25 protein-coding genes and 1 riboswitch are annotated in these 26294 nt (G+C 76.2%); of the genes, 15 read left to right on the top strand and 10 right to left on the bottom strand.

The annotated features are described in order from the left end of the window. Positions 1 to 12: 12 nt before the first annotated feature. Positions 13 to 975: a DMT family transporter gene (locus GD880_RS09095; protein ID WP_226909508.1), complete on the bottom strand. Its 963-nt coding sequence runs from the start codon at positions 973 to 975 to the stop codon at positions 13 to 15. A 138-nt stretch (positions 976 to 1113) separates the two neighbouring features. Then, positions 1114 to 1202, bottom strand: a riboswitch (glycine riboswitch). A 122-nt stretch (positions 1203 to 1324) separates the two neighbouring features. On the opposite strand from GD880_RS09095, the gene GD880_RS09090 reads away from it, so the two are divergent. Beyond that, positions 1325 to 1813: a nucleoside deaminase gene (locus GD880_RS09090; protein ID WP_152231295.1), complete on the top strand. Its 489-nt coding sequence runs from the start codon at positions 1325 to 1327 to the stop codon at positions 1811 to 1813. Between the two features lie 40 nt (positions 1814 to 1853). Here GD880_RS09090 and GD880_RS09085 read toward each other — a convergent pair whose 3' ends face one another. Both GD880_RS09085 and GD880_RS09080 read right to left on the bottom strand, forming a co-directional pair. Continuing rightward, the gene (locus GD880_RS09085) at positions 1854 to 3353 is read right to left on the bottom strand and encodes an MFS transporter (RefSeq protein WP_152231294.1); all 1500 of its coding nucleotides are present in this window, start codon (positions 3351 to 3353) and stop codon (positions 1854 to 1856) included. Continuing rightward, positions 3350 to 3874 (bottom strand): GNAT family N-acetyltransferase, encoded by a 525-nt coding sequence (locus GD880_RS09080; RefSeq protein ID WP_226909507.1) that lies wholly within the window; start codon positions 3872 to 3874, stop codon positions 3350 to 3352. The genes GD880_RS09085 and GD880_RS09080 overlap by 4 nt, the downstream gene beginning before the upstream one ends. 213 nt (positions 3875 to 4087) lie before the next feature. Here GD880_RS09080 and GD880_RS09075 point away from each other — a divergent pair, with 213 nt between their 5' ends. Beyond that, positions 4088 to 4444, top strand: a complete 357-nt coding sequence (locus GD880_RS09075; RefSeq protein ID WP_152231293.1) for a hypothetical protein — start codon at positions 4088 to 4090, stop codon at positions 4442 to 4444. Between the two features lie 78 nt (positions 4445 to 4522). Then, positions 4523 to 4936: a hypothetical protein gene (locus tag GD880_RS09070; RefSeq protein ID WP_152231292.1), complete on the top strand. Its 414-nt coding sequence runs from the start codon at positions 4523 to 4525 to the stop codon at positions 4934 to 4936. A gap of 84 nt (positions 4937 to 5020) precedes the next feature. Here GD880_RS09070 and GD880_RS20315 read toward each other — a convergent pair whose 3' ends face one another. Next, complete coding sequence (locus GD880_RS20315; RefSeq protein ID WP_193314435.1) at positions 5021 to 6025, bottom strand: hypothetical protein; 1005 nt, start codon at positions 6023 to 6025, stop codon at positions 5021 to 5023. Between the two features lie 471 nt (positions 6026 to 6496). On the opposite strand from GD880_RS20315, the gene GD880_RS09060 reads away from it, so the two are divergent. The 8 genes from GD880_RS09060 (at position 6497) to GD880_RS09025 (ending at position 13728) form a co-directional block, all read left to right on the top strand. After that, on the top strand, positions 6497 to 7267 hold the full coding sequence (locus GD880_RS09060) for a cyclase family protein (RefSeq protein WP_152231291.1): 771 nt from the start codon (positions 6497 to 6499) through the stop codon (positions 7265 to 7267). Positions 7268 to 7269: 2 nt separating this feature from the next. After that, positions 7270 to 8901: a thiamine pyrophosphate-binding protein gene (locus GD880_RS09055; RefSeq protein WP_152231290.1), complete on the top strand. Its 1632-nt coding sequence runs from the start codon at positions 7270 to 7272 to the stop codon at positions 8899 to 8901. A gap of 18 nt (positions 8902 to 8919) precedes the next feature. Continuing rightward, complete coding sequence (locus GD880_RS09050; RefSeq protein ID WP_226909506.1) at positions 8920 to 9342, top strand: DUF1810 domain-containing protein; 423 nt, start codon at positions 8920 to 8922, stop codon at positions 9340 to 9342. A 60-nt stretch (positions 9343 to 9402) separates the two neighbouring features. Beyond that, on the top strand, positions 9403 to 10527 hold the full coding sequence (gene rlmC, locus GD880_RS09045; protein ID WP_152231288.1) for a 23S rRNA (uracil(747)-C(5))-methyltransferase RlmC: 1125 nt from the start codon (positions 9403 to 9405) through the stop codon (positions 10525 to 10527). Positions 10528 to 10636: 109 nt separating this feature from the next. Then, the gene (locus GD880_RS09040) at positions 10637 to 11278 is read left to right on the top strand and encodes a TetR/AcrR family transcriptional regulator (protein WP_152231287.1); all 642 of its coding nucleotides are present in this window, start codon (positions 10637 to 10639) and stop codon (positions 11276 to 11278) included. 52 nt (positions 11279 to 11330) lie between these two features. Next, positions 11331 to 12284, top strand: a complete 954-nt coding sequence (locus tag GD880_RS09035) for an NAD(P)-dependent oxidoreductase (RefSeq protein ID WP_152231286.1) — start codon at positions 11331 to 11333, stop codon at positions 12282 to 12284. 92 nt (positions 12285 to 12376) lie between these two features. Continuing rightward, positions 12377 to 12601 carry a hypothetical protein gene (locus tag GD880_RS09030; protein ID WP_152231285.1) on the top strand — a complete coding sequence of 75 codons (225 nt, stop codon included), beginning with the start codon at positions 12377 to 12379 and terminating at the stop codon, positions 12599 to 12601. Between the two features lie 110 nt (positions 12602 to 12711). Further along, complete coding sequence (locus GD880_RS09025) at positions 12712 to 13728, top strand: hypothetical protein (protein ID WP_152231284.1); 1017 nt, start codon at positions 12712 to 12714, stop codon at positions 13726 to 13728. 115 nt (positions 13729 to 13843) lie between these two features. On the opposite strand, the gene GD880_RS09020 is transcribed toward GD880_RS09025, so the two are convergent. From GD880_RS09020 to GD880_RS09000, 5 genes are all read right to left on the bottom strand, one after another. Then, complete coding sequence (locus GD880_RS09020; RefSeq protein WP_193314434.1) at positions 13844 to 15406, bottom strand: SpoIIE family protein phosphatase; 1563 nt, start codon at positions 15404 to 15406, stop codon at positions 13844 to 13846. Continuing rightward, positions 15403 to 16200 carry an alpha/beta fold hydrolase gene (locus GD880_RS09015; protein WP_152231282.1) on the bottom strand — a complete coding sequence of 266 codons (798 nt, stop codon included), beginning with the start codon at positions 16198 to 16200 and terminating at the stop codon, positions 15403 to 15405. Before GD880_RS09015 ends, GD880_RS09020 begins: the two co-directional genes overlap by 4 nt. 86 nt (positions 16201 to 16286) lie before the next feature. Further along, positions 16287 to 18173 carry a Na+/H+ antiporter NhaA gene (gene nhaA / locus GD880_RS09010; RefSeq protein ID WP_226909505.1) on the bottom strand — a complete coding sequence of 629 codons (1887 nt, stop codon included), beginning with the start codon at positions 18171 to 18173 and terminating at the stop codon, positions 16287 to 16289. Between the two features lie 9 nt (positions 18174 to 18182). Then, on the bottom strand, positions 18183 to 18671 hold the full coding sequence (locus GD880_RS09005) for a nitroreductase/quinone reductase family protein (RefSeq protein ID WP_152231281.1): 489 nt from the start codon (positions 18669 to 18671) through the stop codon (positions 18183 to 18185). A gap of 18 nt (positions 18672 to 18689) precedes the next feature. Further along, positions 18690 to 19118: a VOC family protein gene (locus GD880_RS09000; RefSeq protein WP_226909504.1), complete on the bottom strand. Its 429-nt coding sequence runs from the start codon at positions 19116 to 19118 to the stop codon at positions 18690 to 18692. A gap of 183 nt (positions 19119 to 19301) precedes the next feature. On the opposite strand from GD880_RS09000, the gene hrpB reads away from it, so the two are divergent. After that, entirely contained in the window at positions 19302 to 21788 is a 2487-nt protein-coding gene (gene hrpB / locus GD880_RS08995) for an ATP-dependent helicase HrpB (RefSeq protein WP_152231346.1), read from the top strand. Between the two features lie 192 nt (positions 21789 to 21980). Continuing rightward, positions 21981 to 22352, top strand: coding sequence for an RNA-binding S4 domain-containing protein (locus GD880_RS08990; protein WP_152231345.1), 372 nt, complete (start codon positions 21981 to 21983; stop codon positions 22350 to 22352). An 11-nt stretch (positions 22353 to 22363) separates the two neighbouring features. Here the strand turns inward: GD880_RS08990 and GD880_RS08985 are convergent, their stop codons facing one another. Further along, positions 22364 to 23302: a S1C family serine protease gene (locus tag GD880_RS08985; protein WP_152231280.1), complete on the bottom strand. Its 939-nt coding sequence runs from the start codon at positions 23300 to 23302 to the stop codon at positions 22364 to 22366. Between the two features lie 105 nt (positions 23303 to 23407). On the opposite strand from GD880_RS08985, the gene GD880_RS08980 reads away from it, so the two are divergent. Beyond that, positions 23408 to 25036 carry a LuxR family transcriptional regulator gene (locus GD880_RS08980; protein ID WP_152231279.1) on the top strand — a complete coding sequence of 543 codons (1629 nt, stop codon included), beginning with the start codon at positions 23408 to 23410 and terminating at the stop codon, positions 25034 to 25036. 143 nt (positions 25037 to 25179) lie between these two features. After that, positions 25180 to 26289 (top strand): flavin-containing monooxygenase, encoded by a 1110-nt coding sequence (locus tag GD880_RS08975; RefSeq protein ID WP_152231278.1) that lies wholly within the window; start codon positions 25180 to 25182, stop codon positions 26287 to 26289. The last annotated feature ends 5 nt before the right edge of the window (positions 26290 to 26294 follow it).

Raw genomic sequence — 26294 nt, 5'->3', positions numbered from 1 at the left:
GCGGCGCCGGCGTCAGTGCGACCCGCCGGACATGACCGGCACCACCGCGCCGACGACGATGAGCCCGGCGCCGAGGACGGCCAGGAGGGAGATCGACTCGCCGAACGCGGCCGTGCCGATCATCATCGCCACGACGACCTCCCAGTACGACAGGCCCGAGAGCTCGGCGGCGCGCAGGTGCTTGCCGGCGACGACGAGCAGGGCCAGGGCGAGCAGCCCGCACACCAGGAAGAACCCCGCGGCCCACACCCAGTTGGTGGTCGTCATCCCGGACAGGTCGGGGCGGGCGATCGCCACCATCGCCGCGGTGGCCAGGGTGCCGAACGCGAAGTTCCAGAAGCTGCGCACGTCGGCGGGCATGTCGGTGCGGTAGCGGTAGCACAGCAGCGCCGCGCCGTAGAAGACGCCGGAGACGGTGCCCAGCACCACACCGAGGGCGTACTGGTCGGTGACCGGCGTCGGCTCGCCGCCGATGAGGCCCGCGGCGAACATCATGCCGAGGAAGCTGGCGGCCAGGGAGACGAGGTCCGGGCGGGAGACCCGCTCCTTGAGCAGGACCCGGGCGAGCAGCGTGGCGAGGACCGGGCCGATGTAGTGCAGGACGACGGCGAGCGAGAGGTCGATGAGCACCGTCGAGGACAGGTACGTGGCGAGGGAAAGGCCGAGGAACACCCCGCCCAGCACGACCGACCAGGACAGGCGGGTGCGGCGCAGCAGGCCGAGGTGCCGCGACAGGGCGAGCAGGACGAGCATGCCCACCGCGCCCACGAGCATCCGGCCCAGCGTGAGGGCCTCGCCGAGCACCGCGCCGGGCGGGGTGGCCATGCGCCCGAACAGCCCGGCGGCCCCCATCGCGGTGGCGGAGACGACGATCGCCACGACGCCGAGGCGGCGGTTGGTGCGCGGCGCGGCGGGGGCGGCGGGGAGGGAAGGAGATGCCTGGGCGCGCTCGGGCGCGTCAGTGAAGAGAGCCACAGAACTCCTGAGGACTGGGTGCGGAAGCCGCACCGGGGGACGGTGTCTCCCCGCTCTGTCATCGGACCTGAGAGCTTTCGCGGGCAGGACCCGCTTACACCGTCGGTGAACCCCGCAGGGTTGCTTTCCAGAGGAGCCTCGCCGTCGGCGGTCTGGGGGCCTGAGAGATTCCCGGGGAGGTTGCTCCTTCGGCGCCCGCTCGCGCGGGACTCTCCCGCCGCGGTTCGGTGGCTGTTCAGTTGTCCTATCAGTATGCCTCATCGGACGGTAATGGTTCACAACAGGCCGCCCGCGCCACCGGCCCGCTCGCCAACAGGCCGGTCGCCTCTCTGTCCGGGACAATCGCGGCATGGCCACGGAAAGCCAGCACCTTGAACGATGCATCGAGCTCGCCACCGAGGCCGCCGCGGCGGGGGACGAGCCCTTCGGCTCCGTCCTCGCCGGCGGTGACGGCGAGGCCCTGGCCGAGGCCCGCAACCGGGTGGTCACGACCGGCGACCCCATGGCGCACCCCGAGCTGGCCCTCGCCCGCTGGGCCGCGACGCACCTCTCGCCGGCGGAGCGGGCCGCCGCCACGATGTACACCTCCGGCGAGCACTGCCCCATGTGCGCCGCGGCGCACGGCCTGGTGGGGCTGGGGCCCATCGTCTACATCCACTCCTTGGCGCAGCTCGTCGAGTGGCGGCAGGCCGTCGGGCTCCCCGGGCCGCGCGTGGCCCCGCTCCCCATCCAGGAGGTGGCCCCAGGGGTCTCGGTCGAGGGCCCGATGGCCGGCCTGGACGACCGCATGCACCTCGTGCACGACCACTACCTGCGCGGCCTGCTCGGCGAGGCGTGACCCGGCGGTGCCGTCGGCCTTCGGCGGCTCGTCGCCGCGCTCACCGTCGGGGCAGCGCCACCGCCAGGGCGGCGGTGACCAGCGCGACCGCCGCGGCGGCGGTGAATGCCGCGGCGAACCCGGGCGCCGACAGGCCCGCGGTGGGGCCTGCCCCGGCAGCCTTCCCTGCCGCCGTCGCCACCGCCGTGAAGGCGGCCAGCCCGAGCGCGGCGCCCACCTGGGTGCTGGAGCTCGCCAGCCCGGAGGCCAGGCCCGTGTGGGTCGCCGGGACACCGACGGAGATGACCATCGTGGTCGGGGTGAAGCTCAGCGCGACGCCGGTGGCCACGAGCAGCAGCCCGGGCAGGACGTCGACGGCGTACAGCGCGTCGACCGGGGAGCGGGCGAGCCACAGGTGACCGCCGGCGAGCACGACCAGGCCGACGACCATGCTGCGCCGCGGGCCGAAGGCGCTGAGGACGCGGGGGAGCAGGGCGAGGGAGACCGCGAACCCGGCGAGCGACGTCGGCACCATCGCGAGCCCCGCCGCCTGGGGCGCCATGAGCAGCGCCTGCTGGAGGTAGAGGGCGACGAGGACGAACGTCGAGGCGCGCGCGGCCCCGCCCAGGACGCCGAGGGTGACGCCGAGGGACACCGTCCGGGAGCGGAACAGCTCCAGCGGGACGAGCGGGTCGGCGACGACGCGCTCGGTCAGGACGAACGCCGCCAGCAGCACCGCCGCCAGGACGGCGCTGGAGAGCACCGTCGTCGAACCCCAGCCCTGCTCCGGGACCGCGAGCGCGGCGCGGATGAGGGCGAGCACGGCACCGGTGATCGCGGCCGCGCCCAGGGCGTCGAAGCCGCGGCGGGCTCCGCCGGTGGCGCCGTCGAGCAGGCGGGGCGCCAGGACCAGCCCGGCCAGGGTCACCGGCACCGAGGCGAAGAACACCCACGACCAGCCGAGCGTCCCGGTCACCAGCCCGCCGGCGGCGACGCCGGTCGCGCCGCCGAGGGTGGATGCGGCCCCCCACGTGCTCATCGCCCGGGCGCGTTGCGCACCGGGGAACATGACCAGGAGGAGGGACATCGCGGCGGAGCTGAGGGCGGCGGCGCCGGCGCCCTGGACCACCCGGGCGGCGACGAGCACGCCCTCGCCCGGCGCCAGGCCGGCCACGACGGTGCCGATCGTGAACACGGCCGTGCCGACGAGAAACATCCGGCGGCGGCCGACCACGTCGGCCGCGCGCCCGGCGAGCAGCAGCAGGGCACCGAAGGTGAGGACGTAGGCGTTCGCCACCCAGGCGAGCCCCGCCGGGCTCAGCCCGAGGTCGTTCTGGATCGACGGCAGGGCGACGTTGACGATCGAGCTGTCCAGCATGACGACGAACTGGGCCGAGACGAGCACGGCCAGGGCCGCCCGACGCCGCAGCGGCTCGCGCGGTGTCCGCTCGTCGGCGGGTTCGGCGGGTTCGGCGGACCGCGCCCAGCCCGTCCTCGCCTCGATGCCGGGCGGGTCGGACCGCGTCCCGGAGGTGGCGACGCGCGACGTGACCGCGCTCATCGGGTCACCGCCGCCGCGGCCAGGCAGCGCCGGTAGGCCGAGGGCGACCAGCCGGCCACGACCTTCTCGCGCAGGGTCGCCCCGAGGCGGGCGTAGAACCGCTGCGCGGCGGTGTTGTCCGGCTCGACGCCCCACGTGAGGGCCAGCCCGTCGGGGTCGGCCAGCCCCGCCACCGCGGTGAGCAGGCGGCGCCCCAGGTCGGCGTCGCGCTCGCCGGGCCGGACGTAGACGTCGTCGACGGCGAGCACGTCGCCGCCCGTCCACAGGTGCAGGCGCCGCACGGCCGAGGTGTACCCGAGCGCGCGACCGGCGCGCTCGGCGACGAGCACGACGACGTCGTCGCGGTCGAGCAGCTGCGCCCACCGCGCGGCGGTGACGCGCACGTGGTCCTGGGAGCCCTCGTGCGCGGCGAGCTCCCGCACGAGCATGTGAACGGTGGCCGCGTCGGCCGGGGTGGCGCGGCGGATGGTCACCGGGTCGGCGACAGGCAGCTCTGGCTCCCGGCTTCGGGTGGTGCTCACGGTGGTCGCTCCTCGGGTGGCGGTCGGTGGTGGTGCCAGGTTCCCGGGGGCGCCACCGCCCTCGCGCCGGTGAAACCACCGGGATCGCCGGGCGAGGGCCCATCGGGGGTGACAAACCCCTTGTGGAACACGGCGCGCGGCTCGACGCTGGTACCGGGCTCCAATTCGTGACCGCCAACGACGGCGGCCGGAGCGACCGGAGGGAGAGCCGCCATGATCGAATTCGAGACCGTCCTGGCCGAGCACGTCGCTCAGCTCGACGAGCTCACCGACACCGGCGTCGAGGCGATCCGCGCCGCCCACGCCGCCGCGACCCTGCGGATGGGGTCGGCCTTTCCCCAGGCGTTCAACGGCGGCCGCCGGGCCCTCGTGGCCGGGCAGCACGGCGCCGCGCTCGCGGCCGCGGACGAGGCCGCCCGCGCCGCCCGCCCGGACCTGCCGCAGGACGTGCGGGTCGCGTTCCGCTGGGCGGTCCTCGCCGAGGCCTTCCGCGGCGAGCTGACCGACGCCCAGCACGAGGCTCTCACCCTGGCGTGGGCCGCAGGGGTCTCGCCTGCCAGGGCTGCCTGATCGCAGGCGGACGCCGCCCTTCGCGGTCACGGAGGTCCGAGTTTCCCCGCCGAGGATTCCGCGGGGGAGGGGGACGGGGTGAGCGACCAGCACGGCGCGCAGTCGGCATGGGTCCACCACGGCGACTTCGGCGGCACCGCGGCGGCGGACGGCGTGGACGCCCAGGAGCAGGCGGGCATGTACGCGCTCGCCGGGCTGGATCGCGCCCGGTGGGCGATCCTCGCCGTCGACCTCCGGCGCTGGAGGGGCGGCGACAGTGTGATCGTCTACGCCCTCGATCGGGCGAAGTACGGCGTCGGGGACCGTGACGAGCTCATGGCGCTCGCGGCGAGGCTCGGGCACCTCCCGGTCGTGCGGTTCCGGGTGCCGGTGGCCGACCTCCTCGCATTCGTCGACGGCTCCTTCACCCGATTCTCCGCCCGCCTCGTCCACCGCGGCGTGGAGGGGTACCCGCTGACCGTCGTCGGCGCGGAGGAGTCCGGCTCGGCATAGCGCGCAGCCGCGGGCACAGCGAAGCGGCCGCGCACCGGAGGGGGGTCCGGTGCGCGGCCGCGGCTGGTGGCCAGCTGCTGGCGACTAGCTCACAGCGTCGAGGGGAACCGGCACGGACTCGGTGACCTCGGCCGTGTCGAGCGAGGCCGGGTCCACGGCAGCCTGGTCCATGACGGCGGTGGCGACGTCCGCCACGGCGTCGACGGCGCCCTCGATGGCCGGGAGGGTCAGCGTCGCGCTGACGATCTGGAGCAGGATGCTCTCGTCGGTCGCGGCGTCGTCGGGCGTGGTGGCGTCGTCACCCGGGACGGTCGCCGGCGGCTCCTCGGTCACCGGATCTTCGGTGGCGGGCTCCTCTGCGGTGGGCTCGTCGGTCACCGGCTCCTCGGCGACGGGCTCCTCCGCGGCGGGCTCGTCGGTGGTGACGTCGTCCGGGGTGGTGGCGTCGTCACCCGGGACGGTCGCCGGCGGCTCCTCGGAGGTCGGCTCGTCGGTGGCCGGCTCGTCGGTGGTGACGTCGTCCGGGGTGGTGGCGTCGTCACCCGGGACGGTCGCCGGCGGCTCCTCGGAGGTCGGCTCGTCGGTCACCGGCTCCTCGGTGACGGGCTCCTCCGCGGTGGGCTCGTCGGTGGTGGGCTCGTCGGTGGTGGGCTCGTCGGTCACCTGCTCGTCACCAGGGGACAGGTCAGCCGGCGGCTCCTCGCCGACAGGCCAGTCCATCGGCGGCTCCTCGGCAGACGGCAGGTCCGTCGGGGCCTGCGCGGCGGGGCGCTGCTCGTCGGCCGGGGGCTCCTCGGCGGGCGGCTCCGCGGCCGGCGGCTGGGTGATGGGGGCGTGCTCGTGGTTCAGGTGCCCGACGCCGGGGCTGAAGTGGTGCCCCAGCCCGCGCACGTGCCCGAGCTTGCGCCCCGGACCGTCGTGCCCCTCGCCGTCGTCCTGCTTGTCCGTGGGTGCCGCGCGGAACGCGCTGTGCTTGACGTGCTCGTCGTGGGGGCCGTGCGCCGGCGAGGCCGTCGCACCGCTCGCGCCGGCGATGATGGTCGCGGCGGACAGGCCGCCGATGAGCCAGATCTTCTTGCTGCTGTTCAAGGGTTGTTCTCCCTCTCTCAGTTCGGCCGGCCACGGTGACCGGCCGCCCAGCACGCTAGATACGGACGAGGGACAACGAAAGCCGAGAGATCGCGCCGGCAACTCGATCCGCACGCTCGCGCGGATCGTTCGGTGTGTCGTCTACGGGCGCCTCCGAACCGGCCGCCCAGGCCGCATAAACGGCCAGATCGTGCCGATTCAACCCCTGGCCGACCCTTCCGGTTCGTCCGCATGGTGAGATCGGGGGGCGTGATCGGCGACGCCGTGGGGCGCCACCGCCGCCACCGTCGACCGCCCTGGCCGGTTCCCGCCGCATCGCGAGCTGGGGCCGAGGAGCGTGGGACGGGGTGTCGCGAAGGCGACGTCCGGGCGGCCGGCAACGGGCGCTCGCACACGCGCCCCGGCGGCTCCGCTATGTTCTCGGTCACATCGCACGACCCCAGTCCCCGCGCGCCGTTCCCGGGAGCACCGATGCCCGTCCTGCCCCACCTCCTCGCCGCCCTGACCGGCGGATCCGTCCGCATCGTCGACCTCACCGCGCCGCTGAGCGCGGAGACCCCGATCCTGGAGCTCCCCGAGCAGTTCGGGCAGACCGCCCGCTTCGAGCTCGAGGAGATCTCCTGCTACGACGACCGCGGGCCGGCCTGGCACTGGAACAACTTCCGCACCGGCGAGCACACCGGCACCCACTTCGACGCGCCGAGCCACTGGGTCACCGGTGCCGACGAGGCGCACATCGACGCCGTCCCGCCGGCCGCGCTGGTCGCCCCCGCCGTCGTCCTCGACGTGACGGACCGGGTCGCCGAGAACCCCGGCCACCTCATCGAGGTCGCCGACATCGAGGCCTTCGTCGACCGCCACGGCGAGCTGCCCGCCGGCGGGTGGCTGCTGTGCCGCACCGGCTGGTCGGCCCGGGTGAGCCAGCAGGAGATGATCAACAACACCGCGACCGGGCCCACCAGCCCCGGAATGTCGGCGGAGTGCGCGCGGTGGGTGGCGGAGGAGTCCCCGCTGCAGGGCCTCGGGGTCGAGACGGTCGGCACCGACGCCGGCGCCGCGCACTCCTTCGACCCGGCGTTCCCCTGCCACGCCTTCCTGCTCGGCAACGGCAAGTACGGCCTCGCCCAGCTGCAGAACCTCGACCAGCTCCCGCCCACCGGCGCCGTCCTGGTCGCCGCCCCGCTGAAGATCGTCGGCGGCTCCGGCTCGCCGGCGCGGGTGCTCGCCCTCGTCGAGGACTGACGGTGCGGGTCAGCCAGGCGGTCGGGCGCACGCTGGTCGAGCTCGGCGTCGACCACGTCTTCGGCGTCGTCGGGTCGGGCAACTTCCACGTCACCAACGCGATGGTGGCCGCCGGCGCCCGGTTCGTCGCCGCCCGCCACGAGGGCGGGGCGGCCACCATGGCCGACGCCTACGCCCGCACCGCCGGCGCGCCCGGCGCGCTCAGCGTCCACCAGGGCTGCGGGCTCACCAACGCCATGACGGGCATCGCCGAGGCCGCCAAGAGCCGCACCCCGCTGGTCGTCCTGGCCGCCGAGGCCACCTCGCCGGCGTCGAACTTCGCCGTCGACCAGGACGCCCTGGCCCGGGCCGTCGGTGCCGTCCCGGCGCGGATCACCGCGCCGGAGCGTGCCGTCGAGGAGACGGCGGCGGCCGTGACGACGGCGGTGCACCAGCGCCGCACGGTGCTGCTCAACCTCCCGCTCGACGTTCAGGACCTGCCTGCCCCGCCGCCCGACCCGGTGCGCCTGCCCGCCCCGCCGATCCCCGCCGAACCGGCCGCCGACGACCTCGGCCGGCTGGTGGAGCTGCTGCGGACGGCCCGTCGGCCGGTGTTCGTCGCCGGTCGCGGGGCCCGGTCCGCCCACGCCCGCGCGGCGCTGGGCGCGCTCGCGCACCGCTGCGGGGCGCTGCTGGCCACCTCCGCCGTGGCCAAGGGGCTCTTCCACGACGACGCCTGGGCCCTCGACGTCTCTGGCGGCTTCTCCACCCCCGTGGCGGCCGATCTCATCCGCGGCGCCGATCTCGTCGTCGGCTGGGGCTGCTCGCTGAACATGTGGACCATGCGGCACGGCCGCCTCATCGGGGAGGGCGCCGCCGGCGTCCAGGTCGACGACACCCCCGAGGCGCTCGGGCGCCAGCGCCAGGTGGACCTCGCGGTGCTCGGGGACGTGCCGACGACGGCGGACGCCGTCCTGGCCGCCCTGGGGGCGCCGGTGACCGGCTACCGCACGCCCGAGGTGCTCGCCCGCCTGGCGACCGGCGGGCGCTGGCGCGACGTGCCCTTCGAGGACCGCACGGGCGGCGGGCGCATCGACCCGCGCACCCTGACCGCCGCGCTGGACGACCTGCTGCCGGCCGAGCGGGTCGTCGCCGTCGACTCGGGCAACTTCATGGGGTACCCCAGCATGTTCCTCTCCGTCCCCGACGAGCAGGGGTTCTGCTTCACCCAGGCCTTCCAGTCCGTCGGTCTGGGCCTGGCCACCGCCGTCGGCGCCGCTCTGGCCCGGCCCGACCGGCTGCCGGTGGCCGCCCTCGGCGACGGCGGCGCCCTCATGGCGGCCGCGGAGCTGGACACGGTGCGGCGCCTGGGCCTGCCGATGGTCGTCGTGGTCTACAACGACGACGCCTACGGGGCCGAGGTCCACCACTTCGCCGACGCCGGCGAACCGCTGGACACCGTGACCTTCCCGCCCACCGACATCGCGGCCGTCGGCCGCGGGTACGGATTCACGGCGGTGACCGTGCGCGACCCGGGCGATCTGGCCGGGGTGCGGCAGTGGTTGGACGGCCCGCGCGCGACGCCGCTGCTCGTCGATGCCAAGGTGGTCGCCGACGAGCCGTCGTGGTGGCTGGGGGAGGCCTTCGGCCACTGACGGCCGGTGGGAGGGGACGTGGACGAGTACGACCTGCAACGCTTCGTCACCGTCCAGGACGGCGGCGGCACCTACGAGCAGGCGCTGGCGGAACTGCGCCGCGGCCGCAAGACGACCCACTGGATGTGGTTCGTCTTTCCCCAGGTCGCCGGGCTGGGCCACAGCCCGATGGCCCAGCGCTACGCCCTCGCCTCGCTGGCGGAGGCGCGCGCGTACCTGCGCCACCCGGTGCTCGGCGCGCGGCTGCGCGAGTGCGCCGCCGCCGTCGCCGCGAGCGACGCGCCGTCGGCGCAGGCGATCTTCGGCCCCGTCGACGCGATGAAGCTGCGCTCGTCGATGACGCTGTTCGCCCGCGCCGCGCCGGACGAGCCCGTCTTCCGGGAGGTGCTCGAGAAGTACTACGACGGGGCGGCGGACCCCGAGACCGAGCGCCGACTCTGATTGCCGAGTGGCGCGAGTCACGCGCCCCGCCGCGAGGCGCGGCACTACGCTGGCCGGGCCATGCAGTGCTCCTACTTCGACGCCGCCAGCTGTCGCTCGTGCACCCTCATGGGCCAGCCGTACGCCGCGCAGCTTGCCGGCAAGGTGCGGCACTGCCAGGACCTGCTCGCCGCCCATCGCGACCTGTCGTGGCTGCCACCGGTGCCGAGCCGGGAGGCCGGGTACCGCAACAAGGCCAAGATGGTGGTCGCCGGCACCGTGGAGGAGCCCACCCTCGGCATCCTCGACGGCGAGGGCCGCGGCGTGGACCTGCGCGAGTGCGGCCTGTGCACTCCCGGCCTGCAGCAGGTCCTGCCCACGCTCGCCGGGTTCGTCACCCGGGCCAAGCTCACGCCCTACGACGTGCCGCGGCGGCGCGGCGAGCTGAAGTACCTCCTGCTCACCGAGTCGCCCGACGGTGAGCTCATGCTCCGGTTCGTGCTGCGCTCGGAGGAGCCGCTGGGGCGCATCCGCAAGCACCTGCCGGCGCTGCGGCGCGAGCTGCCGCAGCTGCGGGTGGTCTCCGCCAACCTCCAGCCCGAGCACAAGGCCGTGCTGGAGGGACAGCGCGAGATCGTGCTCACCGAGCAGGCGACCTTGCCCATGCGCGTCAACGGGGTCGCCCTGCACCTGCGTCCGCAGAGCTTCTTCCAGACCAACACCGACGTCGCCGCGGCGCTGTACCGCCAGGGCCGGGCGTGGGTGGAGGAACTGGCACCCGCGTCGGTGTGGGACCTGTACTGCGGCGTCGGCGGCTTCGCCCTGCACAGCGCCGCGGCGGACCGGGACGTGCTCGGCGTCGAGACGAGCCGGGAGGCCGTGGCCAGCGGGCGGGTCAGCGCCCGCGAGGCCGGGCTGGAGCGGGTGCGGTTCGAGGCGGGCGACGCCACGGCGCTCGTCCGCGGCGCGCAGACCGCGCCGGACCTGGTCATCGTCAACCCGCCGCGGCGGGGGATCGGTCCCGAGCTGAGCGGGTGGCTCGAGGCCGCGCCGGTGCGGCACGTCATCTACTCCAGCTGCAACGCCGTCTCCCTGGCGCGGGACCTGGCCGCGATGCCCTCCCTGCGCCCTCGCCGGGCGCGCGTGCTCGACATGTTCCCGCAGACGAACCACTACGAGGCGATGGTGCTGCTGGAGCGGGCCTGACGGACGGCGCTCACCCTCTTCCCGCGACACGAATCCGCGAGTACACGTCTCAATCCAGGTTTCTTACAGCCGTTGCTGATCTACTCTCCACCCGACGGGAAGGGCGGAGATGACGCAACCACAGGCGGTCGCCGGCGAGGCGACCCAGGAGACCAAGCGGGGTCCGGGCCGCCCACGGCACGCCGACACCGAGGATCGTGCGTACCGCGCGGTCCTGGACCTGTTCGGGCAGCGGGGCTGGGCGGGGGTGAGCCTGGACGCGGTGGCCTCCCACGCGGGCATCGGCAAGTCCTCCATCTACCTGCGGTGGAAGGACAAGCACGCCCTGCTGCTCGACGCCGTCCGGCACCTGGAGGCGGGCCACGTCAACCCGGACCCTGGCCTGGGCATCCGCGACTACCTCGTCGCCCACGCCCGAGGCCGGGCGGAGCTGATGCTCGGGCCGCACGGGCCCATGATCGCCAACGTCGTCTCCGCCGCCGTGGCCAACCCGACCGAGTTCGCCGAGATCCGCGACGAGAGCATCAGCCAGGAGGTGCTCGCCCTGGTCGCGCGGGTCGAGCGGGCCATCGCGGACGGCGAGCTGCCGCCGTCGACGTCGACGAGCCAGGTGGTGGACCCGATCGAGGGCACGGTCTACTTCCACTTCCTCATGGCCCGCGCGGGCGCCCCGCGCGAGGAGCTGGCCGCAGGCCTGGAGCAGTACGTCACCGGCCTCGTCGACCTCGTGCTCCGCGGCCTGGGGGGCTGACGCCCCGCGCCTAGACTCCCGGTGCGGCCGCCGGCCGCGGACGGAGGGACACGTGGAGGGCACGTCGACGGCGCCGGCCGCCCGCATGATCCTGTCCGGGCCGCTGGCGGCGCCGGTGGCGGACCGGCTCGCGGAGCTGGCCCCCGACCTCGCCACGCGCCTGGCGCCGGCGGGCCCGGTCCCGGCCGACGACCTGGCGTGGGCCGACAGCTGGTCCGGCTTCGAGCTGCCGGAGAACCTCGCCGGCTCGCCGGTGCGCTGGGTGCACAGCATGGCCGCCGGCGTGGACGCGATGGTCGGCGCCCTGGTGCACGCGCCCGGCCCGCTCGTGCTCACCCGCACCGTCGGCGCCATGCCGGCACGGATCGGCACCTACGTCCTGGCGCACGTGCTCGACGACGCGCTGCGGCTGGGGGACTACCGCGCCCAGCAGGCCCGCGGCCAGTGGCGCCAGCTGCCCGCCGAGGACGTGGCCGGCCGCACCGGCGTCGTGCTCGGCACCGGCGCCATCGGCTCGGGGGTGGCCGCGGCGCTGCGCGGCGCGGGCCTGCGCGTGGTGGGTGCGAGCCGCAGCGGCGCGCCCCGGCCGGCGTTCGACGACGTCCTCACGCTGGACGGCCTGCCCGAGGTGCTGCCGGCCTGCGACGTCCTCGTGTGCGCGCTGCCGCTGACCGACACGACGCGGGGCCTCGTCGGGGAGGCGCTGCTCGGGCGGCTGGGCGGCGCCCTGGTCGTCAACGTCGGGCGCGGGGCGTGCGTCGATCCCGGCGCACTTCGCCGCGCGCTGGCCGCCGGCCGCGTGCGCCGCGCCGTCCTCGACGTCGTCGAGACCGAGCCGCTGCCGGCGGGGGACTGGCGCTGGTCGCACCCGGCGGTCACTCTCACCCCGCACATCTCCGGGCCCACGCAGCCCGGCGACGTCGCCCCCGCCATCGCCCGCAACCGCGCACTGCTGGCCGCCGGCGTCGTGCCGGAGACGGCCGTGGACCTCCGCCGCGGCTACTGAGGCCCCTCGCCCTGCCGCGACGCGAGCGGATGAGATCCCTAGCCTGGGGACGTCCGGCGAATCCACGGTGCTGTACCGCGAAGGAGTGGGAGATGCCCTCCGAGCAGAAGACGTACGACGTCCGGTCCGCCCTCCTGCGGGCCCTGATGGAGAAGGTCCACGACGACCCGTACCCCTCGGCGACCATGCTGGACATGATCGAGTCGCTGTTGGCACCCCACGAGGTGCCCGTCTACGTCGAGGAGCTGCTCGAGCGCGTCCGCGCGGACCGGTTCCCCAGCATCGACATGCTCCAGCGCATCGACCGGCTCGTGTAGCGAGCGTGTGACGCGCTCCGGCGGGTGTGACGCATCCCCCGTCGGTGTGACGAGTTCGCAGCGCGCAAGCGCTGCCGCGAGGGGGCGGAGGCTCCTTAGCCTGGGTCGTGATGTCGCACGACCAGAACCGCCCCCGCCCCTCGTCTCCGCCCGACGACGCCGCCACCTCGGCGAGCACCGCCAAAGAGCCTCCCGAGCCCGAGAAGAAGGGGCCGGACCGCCCCTCGGCCACCCAGCTCACCGCGGGCGCGCTCGCCGCGGTGACCACCACCTCCCTGGCCTCCTACCTCGGCGTCGCCGGAACGATCATCGGGGCCGCCTTGTCGAGCATCGTCACGGTGCTGGGCAGCTACATCTACACCACCTCCCTGCGCCGCACGGCGGACAAGGTCAGCGCCTCGGCACCGCTCGTGCGGGCGCGGGCGCTGCGCACCCGGACGACCACCGTGATGAGCACCCGGAGCCAGGGCGCCACCCACGGTCCGCGGCCCCGGTCTGCGACCGGCAGCCCGGCCCACGCCGACGACGCGGCAACCGTCGCCACCACGGAGGCGGCCGCCGCGACGCAGCCCGCGAAGGGGAAGTGGCGCGCCACGTGGCACGCCGTCGTCGAGCGCTACGGCTACCGTCGGCTGGCCGCGATGGTGCTGGTGGTCTTCGTCGTGATCATCGCGGCCGTCACGCTCGTCGAGGTCGCGGCCGGCAAGCCGCTCAGCGACGTGGTGCGGAACGAGCAGGGCAGCGGCACGACGATCGGGGTGACCTCCGGGACTACCTCCCGACAGGCGCCGGAGACGCCCGCGACTCCCGGCCAGGGCCCGTCCGAGGCGCCCGGCTCCGCCCCGGGGTCGGGGAGCACGCCCACGCCGGCCCCGACGACGACCACGGCGCCGGGGGAGCCGACGCCCGAGCCCACCGAGGCGCCCACGCCGGCGCCCGGGCAGACCTCGGCGCCAGAGCAGAGCCCCGCGCCGCAGCCGAGCCAGGCCCCGCAGGCGCCGGCCCCGCAGCAGGCGCCGGCGCCCCAGGAGGCGCCGGCGAACGGGGCCGGCCAGCCGGGCACCTCGGCCCACAGCCAGCCCGAGGCGGCGCGCACCGGGCAGGGGACGACGACCACCGCGGAGTGAGCCCCCGGCCCGGACGCCAATGACGGCGGTCCGGGCCGGCGCCGGCTGCGCCCGGCGCCCACGGCGGCATTCTGGCTGCAGCCGGAATGGCGTGCTGGCTGTGAGCTGCTGGGCCCTAGGCGGCGCTCGGGTCCTCGGTCCGCGCACGCCCCGCACCGTGCCAGGCCAGCAGCAGGACGCAGACGTCGTCGTGGCCGCGCTGGTCCTGCAGGAACCCGTCGGTGAGGGTCTGCACGGCCTCCGCCGGGGCGAACATGCCGGCGGCGGCGGCCCGGCTGACCAGCACGTCCAGCCCGTCTCGCAGGGACTGGTGCCGGCGCTCGACCAACCCGTCGGTGTACAGCAGCACCCGGTCACCCGGTGCGAGCCACAGCTCCGCCTCGCTCCGCCCGGCGGGCAGGACCACGCCGAGCGGCGTCGAGCGGCCCTCCCACACCAGCCCCGGGCGACCGCGGGCGGGGAGCAGCACCGGCGGCAGGTGCCCGGCGCAGGTGAACCGCACGTGTCCGGTGCTCAGCCGGACCTCGGCATAGGCCAGGGTGGCCGCCGCGGCCGCCGGCACCTGATGGACGAACCGGTCCAGGCGGGAGACGAGCGCGGCCGGGCCGACGTCGGGCCCGGCGACGGCCCGGACCGCGCTGCGCAGCTGCCCCATCGCGCTCGCCGCCGGCAGACCGCGTCCCACCACGTCGCCGACGACGACGGCGAGGACGTCGTCGTCGACGAGGAAGGCGTCGTAGAAGTCCCCGCCGACCTCGAGCGTCTCCACCCCGGGCCGGTAGGAGGTGGCGATGTCCACCCGCGGGTCCTGCGGGGCGGTGGTGGCCAGCAGCGAGCGCTGCAGCTCGTGCGCCACGGCGGCGTGCCGCTCGAACATCTCGGCCCGGTCCAGCGCGAGCCCGGCCTGCTGGCCGACGGCGGTGAGGAAGTCCAGGTCGAAGGGGTCCGTCCCGGGGTCGTCACGAGGCGCGAGCGAGAGCAGCCCGCGCAGCCGCGACTGCCCGTGCGCGGGCACCACGAGGCGCTCGCCGTCTGCCGCGGCCGCCCGCAGCTTCGGGTCGACCGCCGGGGGCGGCGCGTCTCCCGGCGCCTCGCCCGAGGCGGCGTAGGGCACCGGGCCCGCGCCCGGGTCCCAGCGGTAGAACGTCGCGGCGGAGGCCCACAGCCGGGTGGTGGCCGCATCGAGGAGCGCGCGGACGACGCCCGCCACGCCGACGGCGCCCGACAGCGCCGAGGTCACCTCCTGCAGCACCCGGGTGCGGCGGGCGGCGTCCTCCGCGGCTCGGCGGGCGGCGAGCAGCTCGCGCTCGTACCGCGAGCGCTCCCGGGCGCCGGACATGGCCACCTGGACGACCGCGGCGGTGCCCGGCGGCGGTGGGAAGGGCGTGACCACGGCGGTGAGCAGCACCGGCAGGCGGCCGTCCGGCCCGCGCAGCTCCAGGGCCACCTCCTCGGCCCGGCCGTCGGCGTGCAGCATCGGCGCGAGGTGGGTCTCCCAGTAGATCCGCCCGCCCACCGACAGCAGCTGGCTCAGCCGCGTCCGGCCGACGACGTCGGCCCGCTCCCGGCCGACCCAGCCCAGGAACGTGGCGTTGGCGTCGACGACGGTGCCGTCGCGGTCCAGCGTGAGCAGCGCCGTGGGGACCTGGTCCCAGGCACGGTCGCGGTCGGCGCTCACGCGGGCAGGTACTCGCGCATCGCCCGGGTCAGCTGCTCGGGGGCGCTGAGGTTGGGGCAGTGGCCGACCGCATCGAGCATGACGAAGTCGCTCGCGGGCAGGTTCTCGTGGACGTACCTGCCCACCTCCACCGGGGCGATGATGTCCTCGCGGCACTGGACCAAGAGGGCGGGGGTCTGCACGTCGGGCAGGTCGCGGCGGTTGTCGGAGAGGAACGTGGTGCGCGCGAAGCGGCGGGCGATCGCCGGGTCCATGCGGCAGAAGCTGGACGTGAGCTCCGCGCCGAGGTCGGGCCGGTCCGGTCGGCCCATGATCAGCGGGGCGACGTGCGCGGACCAGCCCAGGTAGTTGTCGTCCATCGTCTCGAGCAGCTCGTCGATCTCGGCCTGGGTGAACCCGCCGCGGTACCCGTCCTCGTCGATGTAGCGCGGGCTGGGGCCGACCAGGACGAGGCGGTCGAACAGCTCCGGGCGCTCGCGCGCCGCGAGCACGCCGATCATCGCGCTGACCGAATGGCCCACGAAGGTGACCGGGCCGGCGTCGAGGGTGTCGAGGATCTCGACGACGTCGGCGGCGTACCCGCCCAGGCTGCTGTAGCGCACCGGGTCGAACGTCGCGGCGTCGGAGCCGCCGGCACCGACGTGGTCGAACAGCACCACCCGGTGCGTGGCCTCGAACTCCGGCGCGACGTAGCGCCACATGCCCTGGTCACAGCCGAAGCCGTGGGCGAAGACCATCGTCGGGGCGTCGGCCCGGCCGCTCGACCGGACGTTGTGGCGTGCCAGGGCGTTCATGGGGCGAGGTTACGGGACGAACCGGGCCGGGCCGGCCGCGTGGCGGGATCGTTGTCGTCCGCCGGCGGGTGGCGGAGGCGGCGCCGTCAGCCGGGCGACGGCGGGGGCGCGGCGACCGGCTCGCGCGCGGCCTCCAGCGCGGGGATGAGGGTCTGGGCGTCGTAGGGCCCGATGTGACGCCGGGAGCCGACGAAGAACGTGGGGGTCCCGCGCGCCCCGCTCGCCTCCGCGCTGGCGACGTCCTCCCGGATCCGGGCGGCGTGGCGTTGGCCGTCGATGTCGCGGAGGAAGGTCTCGACGTCGAGGCCCAGCTCGCCGGCGTACCCGGCCAGGTCGGCGAGCTCGAGCTCGTCCTGGTGGGTGAAGAGGAGGTCGTGCATCTCCCAGAACATCCCCTGGGCGCCGGCCGCCTCCGCGGCGGCCGCGGCCAGCTCCGCGTGCGGGTGCACGTCCGGCAGGGGCAGGTGCCGGAAGACGTAGCGCAGGTCGCCGCCGAAGTGGGCCCGCACCTCCCGGGCCGCGCCGGTGGCCTTGGCGCAGAAGGGGCACTCGAAGTCGCCGTACTCGACCAGCGTGACCGGCGCGACCGCCGGGCCGCGGACGTGGTCGCGGGCGGGGTCCACCGGCCGGTCGAGGACCGTGGGCAGGTCCGCCGTCGTCTCCCCGTGCAGCACGGCCGCGAGCCGGAACACCAGCCAGCCCAGTCCGGTGGCCAGCGGCAGGGCGAGCAGGACGCCGACCGTGGCGTCGTCGCGCAGCGCGCTGCGGTCGAAGGCGAGGCCGGCGATGAGCAGGGCGACGGTGAACCCGATGCCGGACAGGGCCGCCCCGCCCAGCGCCTGGCCCGGCCCCACGCCCTGGGGCAGGCGGCCGAGGCCGAGGGCCGCCCCGCCGAGCGTCGTCGCCCCGATGCCGACGAGCTTGCCCACGACCAGCCCGACGACGACGGCCCAGGTGAGGGCGGAGGCGAGCGCCGCCCCGAGCACGCCGCCGCGCAGGTCCACCCCGGCGTTGGCCAGGGCGAAGAGCGGCACGACGACGTAGCTCGCCCACGGGTGCAGCGCCAGCTGGAGCCGCTCGTTGACCGGCACCGCCCGGGCGAGCGCGACCTGGGCCGAGCGCCCGACGTCGGCCAGCGGCGACTGCCGGAAGGCCCGGAACCGCCCGGCCGCCGTCTCCACCTCGGCGCGGCGCGGCGGGTACGCGGGGATGAGCAGCCCGGCCACCATGCCGGCCAGCGCGCCGTGCACGCCCGCGGCCAGGGTGGTGCCCCACAGCGCCAGGGTGGCCAGCGCGTAGGGCCAGGTGCGCCACACCCCCGCGCGGGCCATGACGGCCAGGACGACGACGCAGGCGGCCGCCGCGGCGAGCCCGGCGACCTCCGGCGGGCCGGAGTAGGCCACGGCGATGACGGTGACCGCGACGATGTCGTCGACGACGGTGAGGGTGAGGAGGAAGACGCGCAGCTGGGTCGACGCGCTCGGGCCCACGAGGGCGAGCGTGCCGAGCAGGAAGGCGGTGTCGGTGCCGATGACGACGCCCCACCCGGCCGCCGCCTCCCCGCCGCGCACGACGAGCAGGTAGAGCACGGCCGGGACCACCATCCCGCCCACGCCGGCGACCAGCGGCAGGACCACCCGACGGCGGTCCGTCAGCTCCCCGACCGCCAGGTCGCGGCGCACCTCCAGCCCGATGACGAGGAAGAACACCGCCATGAGGCCGTCGTTGACCCAGTGGCCCAGGTCCATCGCCAGCGTGGCCTCGCCCACCCGCAGCGCGACCGGGGTGGCCCACAGCCCCGCGTACGCGTCGGACCACGGCGAGTTCGCCCAGAGCAGCGCGAGGACGGTGGCCGCCAGCAGCAGCGTGGCACCGCCGGACTCCGTGCGCAGGTAGCGGCGCAGCGGCTCGGACAGCTGGCCCAGGAGCTGCCGCCGACGCGTCTGGCCACCGCCGTCGCGGGTGAGCCTCACCCGGACAGGCTAGTCACCGCCGACCCGCCCCGGCCCCTCCGGCTCCAGCACCACGAGCGCGATCTCGCGTGCCGTGCGCTCCTGGTAGGCGCGGTAGCCGGCGTAGGTCGCGGTGATGAGGGGCCACCAGGCGGCCCGCTCCGCCGCCGTCGCCACCCGGGCACGCACCCGCCGGCCGCCCGCGCCATTCCCTACCCCCGCGCCGTCGCGCCGGGGGACGCGGCCCTCGCGCACGCGCACGACGGGGTCGGCCTGGAGGTTGAGCAGCCAGTCGGGCGGCCGGTCGTCGCCGCCGCGGGAGGCGACCAGCACCGGGTTGCCCTCCACCCGCAGCGGGACGGTGAGCAGCACGGTGTGCGGCCGGCCCGAGCGCCGGCCGGTCGTGGTGAGCTCGACGACGGCCATCCGCGCCACCCGCCACCCCAGCCGCCCCCGGCTGACGCGCTGGAGCGTGCGGTGCACGGCGTTCAGCGCCGCGAAGGCGAGGCGGCTGGGCACGGCGGTCCGGCGCGCCGCCTACAGCCGGACGGTGATGTTGAGGATGTTGCCGTCCGGGTCGGCGAACCAGACGGACCTCATCTCGTCGTTCCGGGCGACGCCGTCCTCCCACGTCGCGCCGGGCAGGTCGAAGGTCTGGAAGTCGACCTTGCCGCGCAGCGCCGAGATCTCCTCGTCGAACTTCTCGGTGGGCACGTCGAAGGAGACGGCGGTGGCCTTGTTGGTGCCGGCGTAGGCGGAGGGGTAGACGAACACCTGCCCCGAGCCGGCGGTGTACATCACCCCGTCCGGCATCGACTCCTCCGAGGGGGTCAGGCCCAGGGTGTCCTCGTAGAACTTGCGAGCGGCGTCCAGGTCCTTGACCGCGAGCGTGGGAACCGGGTTGTAGGCGGAGAGCATGGCGGCCTCCAGGGCTTGATCGAACGACCGTCGGTCGATCAGCAGCACGACGCTAAGGCTGCTCCCAGGGACCGTCAAGGGTGGCTGCCGCACAGCATCAGCCCCCTCGGGCCGTGCATTCCCACAGGGACCGGCCGCCGGGACGACGAGCGCCGCGCCGGTCCGGACGCCGGCCCGACCCGCGCCGCCGGCTGCGGCAGACTGCCAGGCGTGCCCGACCCGCTCGCCCGGCTGCTCGCCGACCCGCCCGACCTGCCCGTCCGTGCCGGTCTGCCGGAGGTGGTGCGGGCCGTGCGCGACCACGGCGCGGCGGTGATCCAGGCCCCGCCGGGCACCGGCAAGACCACCCTGGTCCCGCCGGCGCTCGCGGCGGCGGTGGGCGGCACGGTCGTGGTCACCCAGCCCCGGCGGCTCGCGGCGCGGGCGGCGGCCCGCCGCCTCGCGGCGCTGCTGGGCGAGCCGGTGGGCCGCACCGTCGGCTACGCGGTGCGCGGGGAACGACGGCGCAGCGCCGCCACCCGGGTGGAGGTCGTCACCACCGGGGTCCTGCTGCGCCGGCTGCAGCGAGACCCCGACCTGCCCGGCGTGGGTGCCGTCGTCCTCGACGAGGTCCACGAGCGCCACCTCGACGCCGACCTCGTGCTCGCCCTGCTCGTCGACGTCCGCGAGAACCTGCGCGCGGACCTCCCGCTGGTGGCCATGTCGGCGACGGTGGCGGCCGAACGGGTCGCCGCGCTGGTCGGCGGCCCCGCGCCGGCGCCGGTGGTCGAGATCCCCGGGGTGCTGCACCCGGTGGAGGTGGTCTGGTGCCCGCCGGACGCGCCGCGCACCGACGTGCGCGGCGTCACGCCCGCCTTCCTCGACCACGTCGCGGCCACGACCCGCCGGGCCCTCGGCGAGCGTGCCGGCGACGTCCTCGTCTTCGTGCCCGGTGCGGGGGAGGTGGCCGCCGTGGCGCGCCGGCTCGCCGGGGTGGACGCGGACGTGCGCCCGCTGCACGGGCGGCTGCCCCACCGGGAGCAGGACCTGGCCCTGACGGAGGGCCGGCGGCGCCGGGTGGTCGTCTCGACGGCGGTGGCCGAGTCGTCCCTGACGGTGCCCGGCGTGCGGGTGGTCGTCGACGCGGGGTTCTCCCGGGAACCGCGCACCGACCACCGCCGCGGGCTGGCCGGGCTGGTGACGCTCAGGGTGAGCCGGGCGGCGGCCGAGCAGCGGGCGGGGCGGGCCGGCCGGGAGGCTCCGGGCGCGGTGTACCGGTGCTGGTCGGAGGCGGACCACGCGCGCCTGCCCGGGCACGCCCAGCCCGAGATCGCCACCGCCGACCTCACCGCCTTCGCGCTCGAGCTGGCCTGCTGGGGCAGTCCCGGCGGCGCGGGCCTTACCCTGCCGGACCCGCCGCCGGTCGCGGCGATGAGCGCCGCCCGAGAGACCCTCGCCGGTCTGGGCGCGGTGGGCCCCGACGGCACCGTCACCGCGCGTGGCCGCCTCATCTCCGCCGTCGGCGCCGATCCGCGCCTGGCCCGGGCGCTGCTCGACGGCGCCGCGGTGGTAGGGGCGCGGCGGGCCGCCGAGGTGGTCGCCCTGCTGTCCGTCGACGCCCGCGCCCCGGGCGCGGACCTGGTCGCGGCGCTGCGCGACGTGCGCCGGGGCGGGCCGGACGCCTCGGCGTGGGCGGCGGAGGCGCGCCGGCTGCGGGCGGCGCTGCCCGAGGGCACGGCCGCGCCAGCCGGCCCCGACCTGCCCGAGGACCTCGCCGTCGGCGCCGTCGTCGCCCTCGCCCACCCCGACCGCATCGCCCGGCGCCGCCCCGGAGGCAGCACCTACCTCATGACCTCGGGCACCGGGGCCGCGCTGCCGCCGGGCTCGCCGCTGGCCGGGACGGCCTGGCTCGCGGTCGCCGACGCCGACCGGGGCGCCGGACGCCGCGACGCCACGATCCGCTCCGCCGCGCCGATCGACGAGAGCGTCGCGGTGGAGTCGGCGCCGGCCCTGGTGCACGAGGGGGAGAGCGTCACCTGGGTCGACGGCGCGGTGGTGGCCCGGCGGGGGCGGTGGCTCGGGGCGGTCGAGCTGTCCTCCGCGCCGGTCGCCGACCCGGACCCGGCGCTCGTGGCGGCCGCGGTGCGCGACGGCCTGGCCCAGGACGGCCTCGCCGCGCTGCCGTGGACGCCCGCCGCGACCGCGCTGCGTGAGCGGCTGGCGTTCCTGCACCGGGCGCTCGGCGAGCCGTGGCCGGAGGTGTCCGAGCAGGCGCTGCTCGCGGGGGTGGGGGCCTGGCTCGGCCCGGACCTGGCGCGCGTGCGGCGCGCGCCGGACCTCGGGCGCCTCGACGTGCTGCAGGCGCTGCGCCGGCTGCTGCCGTGGCCGGCGGCAGCCCGGCTCGACGAGCTGGCCCCGGAGCGGGTGACCGTGCCCAGCGGCACGCAGGTGCGTGTCGACTACGGCCCCGACCAGCCGGTGCTCGCCGTCCGCCTCCAGGAGGTGTTCGGCTGGCACGAGACCCCGCGGATCGCAGGCGGCCGCGTGCCGCTCGTGCTGCATCTGCTCTCGCCCGCCCGGCGCCCCGCCGCCGTCACCACCGACCTCGCCTCGTTCTGGCGCACCGGGTATTCGCAGGTGCGCGCCGAGCTGCGCGGGCGCTACCCCAAGCACGCCTGGCCGGAGGACCCGCTGACCGCCGAGGCGGTCCGCGGCGCCGGGCGGCGCCGCCGGGACTGAGGCTCTGGGCATCGCCGCCGCGGCGGCCGAGGCGAAACGTGCACCGCGGGGCGTGCGGTCGAGGCGAAACCCGCACCGCGGGGCGCGCGGTCGGGGCGAAACCCGCGCCGCCGGGCGCGCGGCCTGTCGCCGTGCCGACCGAGGGTCCGTGCCGACCGCCGGGCGAGGGCGTCGTAGGGTCGTGGCGTGACCGTGACCGAGGCGCCGGAGGCGCGCGTGGACAGCTGGCTCTGGGCCGTGCGGCTGTTCAAGAGCCGGTCCCAGGCGACGTCGGCCTGCAAGGCGGGGCACGTCCGGGTCAACGGCGACCGGGCCAAGCCGGCCACCGCCGTCAAGGTCGGCGACCGGGTGGTCGTGCGCGGCGGCGAGCGGGAGCGCGTCGTCGTCGTCCGCCGCGTCCTCGTCAAGCGCGTCGGCGCGCCCGTGGCCGCCGAGGCGCTGCTCGACGAGAGCCCGCCGCCCCCGCCGCCCCTGGCGCGGGGCGTCGTGGCGCAGCGGGCCCGGGGGACGGGCCGGCCTACCAAGCGCGAGCGCCGCGCGCTGGAGCGCCTGCGCGGGTACTAGCGCCCACCCGGTCAGGCGACGAGCTCGGCCAGGGTGGCGACGACGTCGACCAGCGCCCCGCGGCGGTAGACCGTCACCGGGAACGGGCGTCCGACGGCGGTGCTCAGCATGAGCCGCTGCAGGTCCTGCGGCGAGCGCACCGGGGTCTCGCCCGAGGCGATGACGATGTCGCCCAGGAAGATTCCCGCCGCGGCGGCCGGGCTGCCCGGCACGACCTCGGCCACGCGCAGCCCGGTACGCCGGCCCAGCCGCTCGGCCAGCGTGGGCGGGATCGCCATGGCCGCCCCCGCGATGCCCAGCCAGGCGCGCCGCACCTTCCCGGTGCTCACCAGCTCGGTGAGGATCCGGCGAGTGGTGGAGTTGACCGGCACGGCCAGCCCGAGCCCGATGCCCGCCACGGCGGTGTTCACGCCGACGACGGTGGCGGTGGCGTCGGCCAGCGCGCCGCCGCTGTTGCCCGGGTTGAGGGCGGCGTCGGTCTGGATGACGTCGTCGATCGAGTGGGCGCCGAGGTTGGTGCGCACCGGCAGCGAGCGACCCAGGGCGCTGACCACCCCGGCGGTCACCGAACCGGCGAACCCCATGGGGTTGCCGACGGCGACGACGAGCTGCCCGACCCGGAGCCGGTCCGCGTCGCCGAGCTCGGCGGCGGGGGCGAGGCGCCCACGGGTGCGCAGGACGGCGAGCTCGGAGAGCCGGTCGGAGCCGAGGACCTCGAAGGGTGCCTCCTCGCCGTCCGCTCCGATGACGCCGCCGCCGCTGACGCCGTCGACGACGTGCGCGCTGGTGAGCAGGAGCCCGTCGTCGGTGAACGCTACGGCGGAGCCGGCGCCGCCGCCGCGCCGGCTGCGGACCAGCACCGACAGCACCGAGGGCTGCAGGGCGGCGGCCACCGTGGTGACCACCTGGGAGTAGGCGTCGAGCGGATCCACACCGCGCGGATCGATCATGACCCCTCAACGTCGGCCGGGGCCCGGGCATGCCCGACGGCGCCGGGGAGTAGCCTCGTCGCTGACGGGCCGCGCCTGCTCCGCCCCGGCCCGCACGGGAGCGGCATGAGCGTGCAGCTGCTGGACCAGGGGAGGGCGTCCTTCGCGCAGCAGCGGTGGACGGAGGCCTACGCGCGCCTGACCGCCGCCGACCGGGCCGACCCGCTCTCCGCCGACGACCTCGCCCGGCTGGCCACCGCGGCGGTGCTGCTCGCCCGCGACGTCGAGGGCAGCGACCTCTTCGGCCGCGCGCACCACGCCTACCTCGAGCAGGGCGACGTCGAGGACGCGGCCCGGTGCGCCTTCTGGGCCGGGATGATCCTCGTCGGCCACGGCGGCCCCGCGCAGGGCAACGGCTGGTTCGCCCGCGCCGCCCGCGTCGCCGAGGACGGCCCCGCCGACGGCGTCATCCGTGGGTACCTCCGGCTCCCGGAGGCCCTGCGGGCGATGCGCACGGGGGCCTACGCCGAGGCCCTCGAGGGCTTCGTCGCGGCGCGCGAGGTGGGGCTGCGGTGGCGCGACCCCGACCTCCTGGCGCTGGCACGCCTGGGGATCGGCGGCACGCGCGTGCTGCTCGGCAGCCTGGCCGAGGGGTCCGCGCTGCTCGACGAGGTCATGGTGGACGTCACCGCGGGGCAGGTCTCGGAGATCCCGTCGGGCATCGTCTACTGCGCCGTGATCGGGGTGTGCCGGGAGACGTTCGACCTGCCCCGGGCCCGCGAGTGGACGGCCGCGCTGAGCCGGTGGTGCGAGCGGCAGCCCGATCTCGTGCCCTTCCGGGGCGAGTGCCTCATCAACCGCGCGCACATCATGCTCGCCCACGGGGACTGGCCCGACGCCCTGGCGGAGGCCGAGCGCGCCGTCGAGCGCCTCACCGACCCGCCCCAGCCCGAGCTGGGCCGGGCGGTGTACCAGCAGGCCGAGATCCTGCGCCTGCTCGGGCGGCTCGACGAGGCCGAGACTGCCTACCTGCGCGCCAACCAGCTGGGGGAGGAGCCGCAGCCCGGCCTGGCGCTGCTGCGCGTCGAGCAGGGCCGGGTGCAGGATGCGGCCGTCGCCGTCCGGCGCGTGCTCGACGGCGCGCCGCACTCCCTGGCCCGGTGCCGGGTGCTGCCCGCCGTCGTCGAGGTCCTGCTCACAGCCGGGGACGTCAGGCAGGCCCGGCGGGCCGCGGGGGAGCTGGCCGACATGGCGGCCCGGCGCGACAACCCCTGGCTCCACGCCGTGGCCGCCGGGGCGGACGGGACGGTGCTGCTCGCCGAGGGCCGGCCCGACGCGGCGCTCGCGGAGCTGCGCCGCGCCTGGGGACTGTGGCAGGACCTGGGAGTGCCGTACGAGGCGGCGCGGACCCGGGCGGCCATGGGCAAGGCGTACCGGGCCACCGGGGACGAGGACGCCGCCCAGCTCGAGCTCGACGCCGCCCGCTGGGCGTTCGCCCAGCTCGGCGCTCCCCAGGACCTCACGCGGGTCGAGGCACTGAGCCGGCAGGCGCCCCTCGCGCCCGGCGGGCTCACACCCCGCGAGGTCGAGGTGCTGCGGCTCGTGGCGACGGGGCGGACCAACCGCGCCATCGCCGCCGAGCTCTTCCTCAGCGAGAAGACCGTGGCCCGGCACCTGAGCAACATCTTCACCAAGCTCGACCTGCCCTCGCGGGCCGCCGCCACGGCGTACGCCTACGAGCGCCACCTGGTGTGAGGGCCCTGGCGAGCGAGGTTGCCCGCCTGCACAGAACTACCCATGGCGCTCGCGGGCGGATGGGTAGGCCGCCCGACGTCGTCCCACCGGCCCGAACCTAGCGTCGTGGGTGGAGGCCCCGACCGGGGCCGGGAGGGACACCCATGAGCGAGCAGGTCGAGACGGTCATCATCGGCGCCGGGCAGGCCGGCCTGGTCACGGCGTACCACCTGCGCCGGCGCGGCGTGCCCGTGCTGGTGCTCGAGGGCCGCGCCCGGGTGGGCGACGTGTGGCGGGAGCGGTACGACTCGCTCCTGCTCTTCTCGCCGGCGCAGAGCGACGGGCTGCCGGGGATGGCCTTCCCGGCGCCGCGGGACACCTATCCCACCGGCGCCGCCATGGGCGACTTCCTGGAGGCGTACGTCGCCGCGGCGGACCTGCCGGTCCGCACCGGCGTGCATGTCGAGCGGGTCGCGGGCCGCCCGGGCGGCGGGTTCACGGTGACCACCGACGACGGCGGGGCGGTCGAGGCCGACCAGGTGGTCGTGGCTACCGGCGCGCACAAGCGCCCGCACGTGCCGAACTTCGCCGCCGACCTCGACCCCCGCATCGTCCAGATCCACTCCTCCGGGTACCGCAACCCCGGCCAGCTCCAGGACGGCCCGTGCCTCGTCGTCGGCGCCTCCCACTCCGGCGCCGACCTCGCGCTGGAGCTGGCGGCCGGCCACCGCACCGTGCTCTCCGGTCGAACCCACGGGGAGGTGCCGTACACGCTCGGGCGCCCCTCCGCGCGGCTGGCAAACGTCGTCATCCCGATCGTGTTCCGGCACGTGCTGACGCTGCGCACCCCGATCGGGCGGAAGATGGCGCCCGAGGTGCGCCGCGGCGGCGCCGCGCCGCTGATCCGCGTCAAGCGCCGTCACCTCGCCGAGGCCGGCGTGGAGATGACGTCGGCCCGCACTGTCGGCACCCGCGGCGGGCTGCCGCTCCTGGACGACGGGCGCGTCCTCGACGTCCGCAACGTGCTGTGGTGCACCGGGTACCGGGAGGACTTCCGGTGGGTGGAGCCGGCGCCGCTCGACGAGACCGGCTACCCGCGCCACCACCGCGGCGTGGTCGACGGCGTGCCGGGGCTGTACTTCGCCGGCCTGCCGTTCCAGTACGCGTACGCCTCGATGCTCATCCTGGGCGCCGGGCGCGACGGCGAGTACGTGGCGCGGCACATCGCGGCGCACCGGCCGGTCCGCGCGGCGACGGCACCGGCGCGTCGGTGACCGTG

Origin of the sequence: Georgenia ruanii (genome assembly GCF_009193175.1) — a bacterium.
In the GTDB taxonomy this organism is placed as follows: Bacteria; Actinomycetota; Actinomycetes; order Actinomycetales; family Actinomycetaceae; genus Georgenia; species Georgenia ruanii.
Note: the sequence above shows the minus strand (reverse complement) of the source record. Positions and strands in the feature narration are given on the sequence as shown.

What these genes read in the sequence shown, in the direction of transcription:
- GD880_RS09090 (WP_152231295.1), top strand. Translation starts at nt 1,325, where the DNA reads ATGGCCACGGAAAGCCAGCACCTTGAACGATGCATCGAGCTCGCCACC.
- GD880_RS09085 (WP_152231294.1), bottom strand. Translation starts at nt 3,353, where the DNA reads ATGAGCGCGGTCACGTCGCGCGTCGCCACCTCCGGGACGCGGTCCGAC.
- GD880_RS09075 (WP_152231293.1), top strand. Translation starts at nt 4,088, where the DNA reads ATGATCGAATTCGAGACCGTCCTGGCCGAGCACGTCGCTCAGCTCGAC.
- GD880_RS09060 (WP_152231291.1), top strand. Translation starts at nt 6,497, where the DNA reads ATGCCCGTCCTGCCCCACCTCCTCGCCGCCCTGACCGGCGGATCCGTC.
- rlmC (WP_152231288.1), top strand. Translation starts at nt 9,403, where the DNA reads ATGCAGTGCTCCTACTTCGACGCCGCCAGCTGTCGCTCGTGCACCCTC.
- GD880_RS09040 (WP_152231287.1), top strand. Translation starts at nt 10,637, where the DNA reads ATGACGCAACCACAGGCGGTCGCCGGCGAGGCGACCCAGGAGACCAAG.
- GD880_RS09030 (WP_152231285.1), top strand. Translation starts at nt 12,377, where the DNA reads ATGCCCTCCGAGCAGAAGACGTACGACGTCCGGTCCGCCCTCCTGCGG.
- GD880_RS09025 (WP_152231284.1), top strand. Translation starts at nt 12,712, where the DNA reads ATGTCGCACGACCAGAACCGCCCCCGCCCCTCGTCTCCGCCCGACGAC.
- GD880_RS09015 (WP_152231282.1), bottom strand. Translation starts at nt 16,200, where the DNA reads ATGAACGCCCTGGCACGCCACAACGTCCGGTCGAGCGGCCGGGCCGAC.
- GD880_RS08985 (WP_152231280.1), bottom strand. Translation starts at nt 23,302, where the DNA reads ATGATCGATCCGCGCGGTGTGGATCCGCTCGACGCCTACTCCCAGGTG.
- GD880_RS08980 (WP_152231279.1), top strand. Translation starts at nt 23,408, where the DNA reads ATGAGCGTGCAGCTGCTGGACCAGGGGAGGGCGTCCTTCGCGCAGCAG.
- GD880_RS08975 (WP_152231278.1), top strand. Translation starts at nt 25,180, where the DNA reads ATGAGCGAGCAGGTCGAGACGGTCATCATCGGCGCCGGGCAGGCCGGC.